A 12151-nucleotide genomic window follows, 5' to 3' on the forward strand; every position below is an offset into this window, starting at 1 on the left:
GGCTCAATCGTTGAGCTCGTCGGTGCCGTCGTCGCGCAGCGCGCTGCGGTGCAAACGGTCGGCTTCCAGCCAGTTGGGCGGGCGTCTTTGCAGGAAGGCCTGCAGCCCTTCACGGCCCTCGGTGCTGGCGCGGGCGTCGGCAATGCGGCGGGCCGTCAGTTCGCGCAGCGGGGCGTCGATGGGCTTGCCGGCCACCTCGTCGATCAGGCGCTTGCACGCCCGGATGGCTTGCGGGCTGTTGCGCGCAATCGCTTCGGCCAGCTGCCGCACGGTGGCGTCCAGGGCGGCTTCGTCGGCCGCCACCTCGTGGACCAGACCGTGCGCATGGGCCTGTCGGGCATCGACCGTCTCGGCCGTGACGAACCAGCGCCGTGCCGTGCGTTCACCCACCGCCCGCAGCACATAGGGGCTGATGGTGGCCGGGATGAGGCCGAGGGCCACCTCCGACAAGCGGAAGGTGGCGGTGTCCAGCGCCACGACGATGTCGGCGCAGGCCACCAGCCCGACACCCCCGCCGTGGCATCCTCCCTGCACCCGGGCGAGCACGGGCACCGGGCAGCTGGCGATGGCGTGGAACAGGGCCGCTAGCGCCTGGGCATCGGCATGGTTGGCCGTCCAGTCCTGCTCGGCGGCCGCGCGCATGTGCCGCAGGTCGGCGCCGGCGCAGAAGCTGGTGCCTTCGGCGCGCAGGATGACGGCACGCACACCCGGTGCCCGGGCCATCGCCCGGAAGGCGTCGGTCAGCGCCGAAATCAGGGCCGGATGCAGGGCGTTGTGCTGCGCTGCGCGTTGCAGGGTCACGCGGGCGATGCCGGGCCATTCGGCGTCGGGCCAGTCCAGGCGGAGCGCGGTGGCATCGTGGCGGGTGTCCGGGTCGGGCTGAGCGTTCATGGTGCGCCTCACATGCGGAACACGCCGAAGCGCGTTTCCGGAATCGGGGCATTCAGGCTGGCACTGAGGCCCAGGGCCAGCATGCGGCGGGTGTCGGTGGGGCGGATGATGCCGTCGTCCCACAGCCGTGCCGTGGCGTGATAAGGGTGGCCCTGCGCCTCGTACTGCGCCCGGATCGGGGCCTTGAAGGCGGCTTCCTCCATGTCCGACCAGCTCACACCCTGAGCCTGGAGCGCATCCCGTCGGACCGTGGCCAGCACGCTGGCCGCCTGCTCGCCGCCCATGACACTGATGCGGGCGTTGGGCCACATCCAAAGGAAGCGCGGGTTGTAGGCGCGGCCGCACATGCCGTAGTTGCCCGCGCCGAACGAGCCGCCGATCACCACCGTGAACTTGGGCACCTCGGCGCAGGCCACCGCGGTGACCAGCTTGGCCCCGGCCCGCGCAATGCCCTGGTGCTCGTACTGACGCCCGACCATGAAGCCGGTGATGTTCTGCAGAAAGACCAGCGGAATGCGGCGCTGGCAACACAGCTCGATGAAGTGCGCCCCCTTCTGGGCGCTTTCGGCGAACAGGATGCCCTGGTTGGCCAGGATGCCGACCGGCATGCCTTCGATGTGCGCAAAGCCCGTGACCAGTGTGCTGCCATAGCGGGCCTTGAACTCGTCGAACACCGAGCCGTCCACCAGCCGCGCGATCAGTTCGCGCACCTCGAAGGTCTGGCGCCCGGTCTGGCCCTGTTCGTCCAGCGGGATCAGGCCCATCAACTCGGCCGGATCGTGCCGGGGCGGCTGCGGTGCCTGCAGGGCCAGGCCGCACGCCTTGCGTCGGTTCAGGCGGCTCACGCACTGGCGTGCCAGCGCGAGGGCATGGGCGTCGTCGTCGGCCAGGTGGTCGGCCACGCCGGACAGGCGCGTGTGCACGTCGCCGCCGCCCAGCTCTTCGGCGCTGACGACTTCCCCCGTGGCGGCCCGCACCAGGGGCGGGCCACCCAGGAAGATCGTGCCTTGCTCGCGCACGATGATGGTTTCGTCGCACATGGCGGGCACATAGGCGCCGCCGGCCGTGCACGACCCCATCACCACGGCAATCTGCGGGATGCCGGCCGCACTCATGCGCGCCTGGTTGTAGAAGATGCGGCCGAAGTGGTCGCGATCGGGAAAGACCTCGTCCTGATGGGGCAGATGGGCGCCGCCCGAGTCCACCAGGTAGACGCAGGCCAGGTGGTTGGCTTCTGCGATCTCCTGAGCGCGCAGGTGCTTCTTCACCGTCAGCGGGAAGTAGGTGCCGCCCTTCACGGTGGCATCGTTGGCCACGACCATGCACTCCACCCCGTGGATGCGGCCGATGCCGGCCACCACGCCGGCGCCGGGTGCGGCGTGGTCGTACAGGCCGAGTGCGGCCAGCGGCGCCACTTCAAGAAACGGCGAGCCGGCATCCAGCAACTGCGCGATGCGATCCCGTGGCAGCAGCTTGCCTCTGGCCAGGTGCCGTGCGCGTGCCTCGGCCCCGCCGCCTTCGGCCACACGCGCAAGGTGCGCGTCCAGGTCGGCCACGAGGGCGGCCATGGCCCGGGCGTTGGCCTTGAAGCGGTCCGATCGCGGGTTGAGTTGGGTGTCGAGCACGGGCATGGCGCGGTCCCTTTGCAACCCATCATGCCGGGGCGCGGTGGCGGCGGGCTCCTGTCTTTCCCTGATGTGCGCCGCCGGCCACGCGGTGCAGGCCGCCCGGCGCGTGAGCGATCCCCCGTCCTGCCTGTCAGTCGAGGCGCTCCACCGCGATGGCCGTGGCCTCGCCACCCCCGATGCACAGCGAGGCCACGCCGCGCCGCTCGTCACGCTGGCGCAGGGCGTGCAGCAGCGTCACCAGAATGCGGGCGCCCGTGGCGCCGATGGGGTGGCCCAGTGCGCAGGCGCTCCCGCGCGGATTGAGGTGGTCGGCCGGGATGCCGAGCGCGCGCTGCACCAGCAGCGGCACGACGGCAAAGGCTTCATTGACCTCGAACAGGTCGACATCGCTCACGGCCCACCCCGCACGTTGCAGCACGGCGCGCACGGCATGCACCGGGGCCTCGGCAAAGCGGCCCGGCTCGCCGGCCACGGTGGCGTGGGCCACGATGCGGGCCAGCATGGGCCAGCCCCGGGCTGCCGCCTCGCTGGCGGTGGACAGCACCAGGGCCGCCGCCCCATCCGAGATGGACGCCGAGCTGGCCGCGGTGATGACGCCATCGGGCGCGAACACGGGGCGCAGGCGGGGCACCTTCTCGGGCTGGCAGGTGGCCGGCGTTTCGTCATCCTGCATGGCCAGGTCGGTGGTGGAGCTGCCCGGCAGCAGCACGGGGACGATCTCGTCCTTGAAAAGGCCACGCTGCACGGCGTCCCGCGCCAGCCGCACCGAACGCAGTGCCACGGCGTCCAGATCGTCGCGGGTCAGGCCGGCCTCGCGCGCCATGCGTTCGGCGTGCACGCCCATCAACTGGCCGTCATAGGCGTCTTCCAGGCCGTCGCGCAGCATGTGGTCGAGCGTGCGACCATGGCCCAGCCGGTGTCCGGTGCGGGCGGCCGGCAGGAGGTGAGGCGCCCGGCTCATCGATTCCATGCCCCCTGCGACATACAGAACCCCGTTGCCGGCCCGCAGGGCATCGTGCGCCAGCATCACGGCCTTCATGCCCGAGCCACACATCTTGGTCAGCGTCGTGGCGGGCACGGTGGGCGGCAGGCCCGCAGCCAGCAAGGCCTGCCGCGCGGGCGCCTGACCCAGCCCTGCCATCAGGCAGCATCCCATCAGCACCTCGCTCACCGCGTCGGCGGGGGCCTGGCTGTCATCGAGCGCGGCCCGGATCGCCGCCGCACCCAGTTGCGGTGCCGGCACCTCGGCCAGCCGTCCCATCAGCGCGCCGATGGGGGTGCGCCGTGCGGCCAGGATCACGATGTCGTCGTTCATGGGGATCGGCCTTCAACGAGGGCCCATGCGCAGCGCGCCATCCAGCCGGATGACTTCGCCATTGAGGTAGTCGTTCTCGATCACATGGCCCACGAGGGCAGCAAACTCCTCCGGGCAGCCCAGGCGCGCCGGGTGAGGCACCGTGGCTTCCAGGCTGGTGCGCGCGGCATCGGGCAGGCCCTGCATCATCGGGGTGTCGAACACCCCCGGGGCAATGGTCATGACGCGGATGCGGTCTCTCGCCAGTTCCCGCGCCGCCGGGAGGGTCATGGCGGCCACACCGCCCTTGGAGGCAGCGTAGGCCACCTGGCCGATCTGGCCGTCGAAGGCGGCGATCGAGGCGGTGAACAGGATCACGCCGCGGCAGGCGTCTTCAGCCTGACCGGGCAGCGGCGGGGAGGCGAGCATGGCAGGCACCGCCAGCCGCATCATGTTGAAGCTGCCCAGCAGGTTGACCTGCAGCACGCGCTGGAAGGTGCCCAGCTGGTGAGGCCCTTCGCGGCCATGCACCTTTTCGGCAAAGGCGAGGCCGGCCGCGTTCACCAGCACGTCGAGCCGGCCGAAGCGGTCCTGCGCGGCGTGCACCGCTGCGGTGGCGGCCGTGTCGTCGGCCACGTCGGTGGGCTGCCACAGCCAGCGTTCGCCAGCGGGGTCGAGTGCGCGCAGCGGGTGGCCTGCAGGGGGCTCGGCGCGATCGGCCAGCAGCACGCGCGCACCGGCCTGCCAGGCCATGCGGGCCGTGGCGGCACCCAGGCCCGAGCTGCCGCCCGTGACGAGCGCGACCCTGTCTTGCAGTTGCATGACGACCCCCGCGTGTGCGTTGCCGATGCGTCGGTTGTAGCACCGGGGTCGGGCGTGCGCCAGCGGGGAGGCCCTGCCCCTGTTGCCGACGCACGTAAAAAAAACGCCGTGCGCCCCATCGACGCACGGCGTTGAAAAAGGCGAGCAGAGTGCCCTGACAGGCCCGCCTTGGTTGACACCGTTACTTGGCCGTGGGCATGACGAACTCGTTGCCCTTGCTGATGCTTTCCGGCCAGCGCTGCATGATCGACTTCTGCTTGGTGTAGAAGCGAACACCTTCCTCGCCATAGGCGTGCATGTCGCCGAACAGGCTCTTCTTCCAGCCACCGAAGCCATGCCAGGCCATGGGCACGGGGATGGGCACGTTGATGCCCACCATGCCGACCTGCACGCGCTTGCCGAACTCGCGCGCGATGTTGCCGTCGCGGGTGAACAGCGACACCCCGTTGCCGAACTCGTGGTCGTTGATGATCCGGAGCGCCTGGGCGAAGTCCGGCACGCGCACGCAGCTCAGCACCGGACCGAAGATTTCTTCCTTGTAGATCTTCATGTCGGTGGTCACGTGGTCGAACAGCGTGCCGCCCATCCAGAAGCCTTCGGGGTGCTCGGTGCTCTTGAACGTGCGGCCATCGTGCAGCAGCGTGGCGCCTTCTTCGACGCCAGCGGCGATGTAGCCGCTGATGCGCTCGAGCGCCGCGCGGGTCACGATCGGGCCCATCTCGGCGTCGAGGTGCAGGCCGCTCTTGACCTTCAGCTCGCGGGTGCGCTCGACGAGCAGCGGCATGATGCGGTCGGCCACGTCGCCCACCAGCACCGCCACCGAGATCGCCATGCAGCGCTCGCCGGCCGAGCCGTAGGCGGCGCCCACGAGCGCGTCCACGGTCTTTTCCAGGTCGGCGTCCGGCATCACCACCATGTGGTTCTTGGCGCCGCCCAGGGCCTGCACGCGCTTGCCGAAGTGCGCGCCGCGCTCGTAGATGTAGTTGGCGATCGGGGTCGAGCCCACGAAGCTGATGGCCTTCACATCGGGGTGCTCGATCAGGGCGTCGACGGCGACCTTGTCGCCCTGCACCACGTTGAACACACCCTTGGGCAGGCCCGCCTGCTCCAGCAGCCTGGCCATGAACAGGGCCGGAGACGGGTCAGTGGGGCTGGGTTTGAGCACGAAGGTGTTGCCCGCTGCGATGGCCACCGGGAACATCCAGCACGGCACCATGACGGGGAAGTTGAACGGCGTGATGCCGGCCACCACGCCCAGGGCCTGGCGGGTCGTCCAGTTGTCGATGCCGGTGGAAACCTGTTCGGTGTAGTCGCCCTTGAGCAGCTGCGGGATGCCGCAGGCAAATTCGACGATTTCGATGCCGCGCGTGACCTCACCCTGCGCATCGGTGAACACCTTGCCGTGCTCGCTGGTGATCATGGCGGCCAGCTCGTCGCGGTGCGCGTTGAGCAGGGCAAGAAAGTTGTTCATGATGCGCGCACGGCGCAGCGGGGGGACTTCCGACCACGCCGGGAAGGCCGCCTGGGCAGCGGTCACGGCGGCCTGCACATCGGCGGGTTCGGCCAGGGCCACGCGGCGCAGGGTCTCGCCGGTGGTCGGGTTGCTGATCGGGCTGAAGCGGCCGCCGCTGGGGCGGATCACGTCACCGGCGATGTGGTGACCGACGTCCTGGCGGTCCGTGTAGAAGGTGGGTGTGCTCATGGCAAGGGTGTCAAGGGTTGGGGTCAGACGGGTTCGACCTGACCGCTGCGCAGCGAGCGCGTGATGGCCAGCCCGATGCGGGTGGCCTCGGTGGCGTCCGACAGCGACAGCGGCACCGGGCGGGTGCCCCAGCAGCTGTCGACAAAGGCCTGCATCTCCAGCTGGAAGGCCTGCTCGAATCGCTCGAAGAAATCCTGAACGGCCAGGTGGCGCACGCCATGCTGGTCCGAGTAGACGACGCGGTCGCGGGCGGCGCCTGCGCCGACCTGAAGTTGGCCGCGGGTGCCGATCACCTCGGTCTGGGTCTCATGGCCGTGTGCAAAGGTGCGCGAGGCATACAGCACGGCCCGCGCGCCGCCTTCGAACTCGACGATGGCCAGGCCGTTGTCGACATCCTGGTGCTGCGCCAGATCGGGGTGGCAGGCGATGGTGCCGCTGGCGTAGGCGCGCAGCGCCCTGGGCGAACCGAGCATCCAGCGGGCCAGGTCGATGTCGTGCACGCTGCAGTCCATGAAGATGCCGCCCGAGGTGCCGGCGAAGCGCACGAAGAAGCCGTCGGGGCTGTACTGATCGGCCGTCTGCGAGCGCACCAGAAAGGGCTTGCCCACGGCATCGGCCTGGATGCTCGCGTAGGCGTTCGCGTAGCTGGGGTCGAAGCGCCGCACGAAGCCGACCATGGCCACCTGGTCCGGGTGGCGTGCCTTGACGGCCTCGACCCGTTCGCAGTCGGCGACGTTGAGCGCAAGCGGCTTCTCGATGAAGACGTGCTTGCCCGCTTCGAGCACGGCGATGGTCTGCTCGGCGTGCAGTGACGTCGGTGTCACCAGCACGACGGCGTCGAGATCGGCGCCCTGCAGCATGGCCTCCAGGCTGTCGAACACCTGGGGGATGCCGAGCTGCTGTCGGGCGGCGTCGCGCTCGGAATCGACCGGGCTGCACGCGGCCACCAGATCACAGTGACGCACGCGAAACGTGAGGTTCTCGGCATGGCGCATGCCCAGGCGGCCCAGGCCGGCGATGCCGATGCGCAAGGGGCGATTCGAGGCGGACAGGCTCACGGTGTGATCCTCAGAAGGTGACGATCGCGCCGGTTTCGGCCGAGCGGGCTGCGGCGTCGGACAGCTTCTGGGCGGCCACGCCGTCGGCGATGGTGGTGCGGAACGGGCCGCCGTCCTGCAGGCGGGCGAAGAAGTGCTCCAGCTCCAGCCGGTAGGCATCGCGGTAGCGCTGCAGGAAGAAGGCTTCCGGCTTGTCCTGGCTGATGCCGTTCGGCCCCCAGGCCACCACCTCGGTCGGCTTGTGGTTGCCGCAGGCCAGCAGCCCTTGCGAGCCCAGCACCTCGAAGCGCTGGTCATAGCCATAGGCGGCCCGACGGCTGGTGTTGATCTGGCAGAGCTTGCCGCTGCGTGTGCGGATGTTGACGATGGTGCTGTCCAGGTCACCGGCCTGACCCACGGCGGGATCGGTCAGCACCGAGCCCGTGGCGTGCAGTGAGGCGGCCTCGTCGCCCATGATCCAGCGGAAGACATCGAAGTCGTGGATCAGCATGTCACGGAAGATGCCGCCAGACGACTTGATGTAATCGACCGGGGGCGCGCCCGGGTCGCGGCTGGTGATCACCAGCATCTCGGCCACGCCGATCTCGCCACGGTCCAGGCGCTCCTTGGCTGCATTGAAGGTCGGGTCGAAGCGGCGCTGGAAGCCGATCATGCAGGCCACACCGGCGGCCTCGACGGCGCGCTGGCATTCCTCCGCACGCGGCACCGACAGGTCGACCGGCTTTTCGCAGAAGATCTGCTTGCCGGCGGCCGCAGCGCGCAGGATCAGATCGGAGTGGGTGCTGGTGGGCGAGCCGATCAGCACCACGTCGATGCTGCTGTCGCTCAGGATGGCTTCGACGGTGCGCACCTGCGCGCCGAGTTTGCTGGCCAGCGCGTCGGCGGCGGCGGGCATCGGGTCGCTCACGGCCACCAGCTTGACGCCGGGCAGCGCGGCCACGTTGGTGGCATGGATGGAGCCGATGCGGCCGGCCCCGAAAATGGCAACGTTCTTCATGCAGAGGTCCTTGTGCGTTGGGTGGTGGGCTGGTAGGCCAGCTCCAGTCGGTAGGCCAGGGCGATGAACAGGCTCTGTGCCAGGCTCATCGTCGAGGTGAGAGAACGGAAACCCAGAACGGCGCTTTCCTGCACCAGCAGCAGGGCCTTGGCGTCCTTGGCCAGCGGGCTCATGCGGCTGTCGGTGATGGAGATCAGGCTGGCGCCCTTCTCGGCAGCGGCGGCTGCAACGACCTGGGTTTCCTCGGCATACGGGGCGTAGGAGATAGCGATGACGACGTCGCCCTTGCGGATGCCGCGGGCCTGCCCCTCGTGCGTCGAGCCCAGGGCCGAGACCAGGTGGATGCGCTTGTCGGTGTGCTGCAGCGCGTAGTTCAGGTACACGCAGGCGGCAAACGAGCGCCGTGAGCCGACCAGCCAGATGTTGTCGGCGGCGGTCAGCAGGTCCACGGCCTTCTTGAACGCCGTGGCATCGAGCCCGTCCTGCAGCTCCTGCAGGCCGGCCATGCTGCCCGAGAGGAACTCGTGCGCGATGGCCGCGCTGGTGAGCTGGCCGGCCCCGGCTTCGATCACCTCCCGGATGCGGGCCTTGTAGCTGCGGCCCGGTGCGATCTGCCGCGAGATGACGTCCCTGAACAGCTTCTGCATTTCAGAGAAGCCCGAGAAACCGAAGTGCTTGGCAAAGCGGACGATGGCCGATGGCTGCACGCCACAGGCCGCGGCCACATCCTGGATGCCTTCGAGGCCCAGGTGGTCACGGTGTTCTTCCACGTAGCGGGCGATGACCTTGAGCTGCTTGCTCAGGTCGTCGAACTCGGCCGAGATGGCCTTGAGCAACTGCTCGACGTTGGCGGGTGGATGGGACATGTTCTTGCGATCGCGATGGGTGTCAGACGGGTTCATTGTAGAAATGGATTTCCAAAAAAGAAAACGGGTTTCCCCTAATCCAATAAAACAGAAAAAAATTTGCGTATCGGGGGGTGCGTTCCTAGAATGAAGACAGGGCCGGCGCAACAGACCGCCCCACATTCACAACGGAGACAGACATGGCATCACAACGGGCGATGGCCGTGGTGGGCGCGGGCCACGCGGGTGGCCGAGCGGCCCTGCAATTGCGTGCACAGGGTTGGACGGGGCCCATCGTCGTGTTCGGCGAGGAGCCTGATCTGCCCTACGAGCGGCCGGCCCTTTCGAAGGGACTGCTCACCGGTGAGCAGTCAGCCGATCAACTCATGCTGGCCCAGGCCGAGGGCTACGCCGGCCAGGGCATCACCGTGCGGCTCGGCACGGCCGTGACCCGCATCGACACCGCCGCCCGGCAGGTCCATACCGCGGCCGGCGAGGCCCTGGATTACGAGGCGTTGCTGCTGGCCACGGGCGGCCGGGCGCGCCGGCTCGCCATCCCCGGGGCCGACCAGGCGGGTGTGCAGGCCTTGCGCACGCTGGCCGATGCCCGGGCCTTGCAGGCCCGGCTGCAACCGGGGCAGCGGCTGCTGATCGTCGGGGGCGGCTTCATCGGCCTGGAAGTGGCCGCGTCCGCACGGGCGCGGGGGTGTGAGGTCACGCTGCTCGAAGGGGGCGTGCGGCTGATGGGCCGGGCAGTGCCGGCACCGATTGCGGAGCGTGTGGCCGCCTTGCATCGGGCGCACGGTGTGGACCTGCGCCTGCGCGCCGCGCCGGAGTCCATCGCGGCGCTCAACGGCCGGCTCCACGTGCGCCTGCTCGACGGGGATCTGATCGTGGTGGACACGGTGGTGGCCGGCATCGGCATCGAGCCCGGCGTGCAGCTGGCCCGGGAAGCGGGTCTGCGGGTCGGCCATGGCGTGTGCGTGGACCGCCACCTGCGTACCAGCGACCCGCACGTCTTCGCCGCGGGCGATGTGGCCGAGTGCCCCAGCGTGCTGTCCGGCCTGCCCCTGCGTCAGGAAACGTGGCAGAACGCCGAGCGCCAGGCCGCCGTGGCGGCGGCCAACATGCTGGGTGGCCAGACGGTGTACGACACGCTGCCCTGGTTCTGGTCCGATCAGTATGACCACACCCTGCAGGTGGCCGGTGAGCCCGCCCTGGCGGCCACCGAGGTTCAGCGCACGCTGGGCGAAGGGGCCGTGCTGCACTTCTATCTGGACAGCGACGGACGTGTGGTGGGGGCCAGTGGCTACGGCCCGGCCCGGGATGTCACCAAGGAGCTGAAGCTGGCGCGCGCCCTGGTCGAGCGCCTGGCGCGTCCGCAGGCCGCGGCCTTGCAGGACCCGAACGTCAAGCTCAAATCGCTGCTCACGGCCTGATTCCATGAAAGACCTTCACATGCTGCCCATCGGCATCAACATCGACGGTGTTCTCGACCACGATGGCCTGCCCTGGCCCACGCCCGCCGAGCGCTTCGAGCGCGTGGCCCGGTCGGGCGTGTACGACTACATCGAAAAGAATTTCGATCCGACCGAAGACATCGCGCCCTACCTGCGGCTGTCCGAGCAGGTGGGTGTGCAGTTGCGTGTCATGGGCGGCATCCACCTGGCGGGGCGCGATGAAGCCCGCATCGCACGGGAGATCGCGGTGGCCGGCGAGCAGGGCGCGCGGGTGTTCAACTGCCAGCTGTTCGCACGGCACGCCGACGGGCACGCGCTCACCGACGACGAGGTGGCGCACTTCTTCTTGCTGGCCATGGAACATGGCACGCGCTCGGGCGCCTTGCCGAGCTTCGAGGTCCACGTCGACATGTGGAGCGAAGACCCGCGTCGCGTCGAGCGTGTGGCCGAGCGGCTGGCGCGCCACAACGTGCGGCTGCGCGTGACGCTCGATCACTCGCACCTGATCTTCAAGATCGACAACCCGCCTGAACTGGACCTCAGTGGCATTGCCGAGGATGTGCAGACCGGGCGCGTGGTGCTGCAGCCCGGGCAACCGGACACGGTCTATGCGCTGTGGCTGCGTGAAGGCTGGGTGGCCCATGCCCACACGCGCAGTGTGCAGACGGCAGGCCGGCCCAACCCCTGGATGGCGCGGGGTGACGGGCGTGCCGGTCGCGGCATCCAGTACCCCTTCGTGGCACCGCCCGAGGGCAGCTACCACCAGCCCTGGCAGGCGGGCGAGCTGCTCACCTGGAAGGCTGCGGTCACGGACCTGCTGGCGTGGTGCGCGGCGCATCCTGAGCGCGCCCCGGCCCAGGTCTCGTGCGAGTTCATCCCCTTTGCGGACTATGGGGGCGGAGCGCGCTACAGCATCTTCGAGCAGAACGTCGCGTGTGCCCGCTGGTTGCGTGAGACCTGGGCGTCGCTGGCTGCCACGCCGTCCTGACCGGGCGGCCAGCGACGCCCCCTGCTCGCATCAGAGCCCGAACCAGGCCAGCCACCCGGCTGGCCTTTTGCTGAGCGCCACCGAGGCCATCCAGCCCAATACCATCAGGGCGCTCACCCACGCGGCCGCGCGCACGGCCATCGGCCTTCCGGGGCGGATGGCGACCGTGCCCAGGCCGATGTAGACCACCAACCCGATCAGCTTGGCCATGAGCCAGGGAGCCTGGCCAGGCTGCAGCTTCAGCAGGATGGCCAGCGCCACACCGGAGGCCAGCAACACCGTGTCGACCACGAGGGGCAGCACGCGGGCGGGTTTGGACCGCACCCAGCCTGCGCCCGTGAAAATGCCAAGGCCCCGGGCGGCAAAGCCCAGGGCCGAGAGGGTGATGGCTGCCAGGTGCAGCGTCTTCAGCGTGGTGTAGTCCATGGCGCCGGATTGTGACCCGGACGGGCGCCGATCGTGCTCC

At 69.4% G+C, this 12151-nt stretch carries 11 protein-coding genes; 2 read left to right on the top strand and 9 right to left on the bottom strand.

Annotation, left to right across the window (positions count from 1 at the left end; all coding sequences use genetic code 11):
- Positions 1–3: 3 nt before the first annotated feature.
- The 8 genes from QZ709_RS13675 to QZ709_RS13710 all read right to left on the bottom strand — a co-directional run bounded on the left by QZ709_RS13675 (position 4) and on the right by QZ709_RS13710 (position 9258).
- Positions 4–891: an enoyl-CoA hydratase-related protein gene (locus QZ709_RS13675; protein ID WP_294637864.1), complete on the bottom strand. Its 888-nt coding sequence runs from the start codon at positions 889–891 to the stop codon at positions 4–6.
- Between the two features lie 8 nt (positions 892–899).
- Positions 900–2522: a carboxyl transferase domain-containing protein gene (locus tag QZ709_RS13680; RefSeq protein WP_294637865.1), complete on the bottom strand. Its 1623-nt coding sequence runs from the start codon at positions 2520–2522 to the stop codon at positions 900–902.
- Between the two features lie 127 nt (positions 2523–2649).
- Positions 2650–3834, bottom strand: coding sequence for a thiolase family protein (locus QZ709_RS13685; RefSeq protein ID WP_294637866.1), 1185 nt, complete (start codon positions 3832–3834; stop codon positions 2650–2652).
- 12 nt (positions 3835–3846) lie between these two features.
- Positions 3847–4635, bottom strand: coding sequence for an SDR family NAD(P)-dependent oxidoreductase (locus QZ709_RS13690; protein ID WP_294637867.1), 789 nt, complete (start codon positions 4633–4635; stop codon positions 3847–3849).
- Positions 4636–4816: 181 nt separating this feature from the next.
- Positions 4817–6337: a CoA-acylating methylmalonate-semialdehyde dehydrogenase gene (locus QZ709_RS13695; RefSeq protein WP_294637868.1), complete on the bottom strand. Its 1521-nt coding sequence runs from the start codon at positions 6335–6337 to the stop codon at positions 4817–4819.
- A 23-nt stretch (positions 6338–6360) separates the two neighbouring features.
- Positions 6361–7389: a Gfo/Idh/MocA family oxidoreductase gene (locus QZ709_RS13700; protein ID WP_294638135.1), complete on the bottom strand. Its 1029-nt coding sequence runs from the start codon at positions 7387–7389 to the stop codon at positions 6361–6363.
- A 16-nt stretch (positions 7390–7405) separates the two neighbouring features.
- Positions 7406–8392, bottom strand: a complete 987-nt coding sequence (iolG, locus tag QZ709_RS13705; protein ID WP_294637869.1) for an inositol 2-dehydrogenase — start codon at positions 8390–8392, stop codon at positions 7406–7408.
- On the bottom strand, positions 8389–9258 hold the full coding sequence (locus QZ709_RS13710; RefSeq protein ID WP_294637870.1) for a MurR/RpiR family transcriptional regulator: 870 nt from the start codon (positions 9256–9258) through the stop codon (positions 8389–8391). Before QZ709_RS13710 ends, iolG begins: the two co-directional genes overlap by 4 nt.
- A 179-nt stretch (positions 9259–9437) precedes the next feature.
- Between QZ709_RS13710 and QZ709_RS13715 the strand changes: the two genes are divergently transcribed.
- Positions 9438–10676 (top strand): FAD-dependent oxidoreductase, encoded by a 1239-nt coding sequence (locus tag QZ709_RS13715; protein WP_294637871.1) that lies wholly within the window; start codon positions 9438–9440, stop codon positions 10674–10676.
- A gap of 4 nt (positions 10677–10680) precedes the next feature.
- Entirely contained in the window at positions 10681–11685 is a 1005-nt protein-coding gene (locus QZ709_RS13720; protein ID WP_294637872.1) for a xylose isomerase, read from the top strand.
- Between the two features lie 30 nt (positions 11686–11715).
- Here the strand turns inward: QZ709_RS13720 and QZ709_RS13725 are convergent, their stop codons facing one another.
- The gene (locus tag QZ709_RS13725) at positions 11716–12111 is read right to left on the bottom strand and encodes a SirB2 family protein (protein ID WP_294637873.1); all 396 of its coding nucleotides are present in this window, start codon (positions 12109–12111) and stop codon (positions 11716–11718) included.
- Positions 12112–12151 lie beyond the last annotated feature (40 nt).

Source organism: uncultured Aquabacterium sp. (assembly GCF_913773725.1).
In the GTDB taxonomy this organism is placed as follows: Bacteria; Pseudomonadota; Gammaproteobacteria; order Burkholderiales; family Burkholderiaceae_C; genus Aquabacterium.

Coding starts and splice junctions, on each gene's coding strand:
- QZ709_RS13675 (WP_294637864.1), bottom strand. CDS start 891: ATGAACGCTCAGCCCGACCCGGACACCCGCCACGATGCCACCGCGCTC.
- QZ709_RS13680 (WP_294637865.1), bottom strand. CDS start 2,522: ATGCCCGTGCTCGACACCCAACTCAACCCGCGATCGGACCGCTTCAAG.
- QZ709_RS13685 (WP_294637866.1), bottom strand. CDS start 3,834: ATGAACGACGACATCGTGATCCTGGCCGCACGGCGCACCCCCATCGGC.
- QZ709_RS13690 (WP_294637867.1), bottom strand. CDS start 4,635: ATGCAACTGCAAGACAGGGTCGCGCTCGTCACGGGCGGCAGCTCGGGC.
- QZ709_RS13695 (WP_294637868.1), bottom strand. CDS start 6,337: ATGAGCACACCCACCTTCTACACGGACCGCCAGGACGTCGGTCACCAC.
- iolG (WP_294637869.1), bottom strand. CDS start 8,392: ATGAAGAACGTTGCCATTTTCGGGGCCGGCCGCATCGGCTCCATCCAT.
- QZ709_RS13710 (WP_294637870.1), bottom strand. CDS start 9,258: ATGTCCCATCCACCCGCCAACGTCGAGCAGTTGCTCAAGGCCATCTCG.
- QZ709_RS13715 (WP_294637871.1), top strand. CDS start 9,438: ATGGCATCACAACGGGCGATGGCCGTGGTGGGCGCGGGCCACGCGGGT.
- QZ709_RS13720 (WP_294637872.1), top strand. CDS start 10,681: ATGAAAGACCTTCACATGCTGCCCATCGGCATCAACATCGACGGTGTT.
- QZ709_RS13725 (WP_294637873.1), bottom strand. CDS start 12,111: ATGGACTACACCACGCTGAAGACGCTGCACCTGGCAGCCATCACCCTC.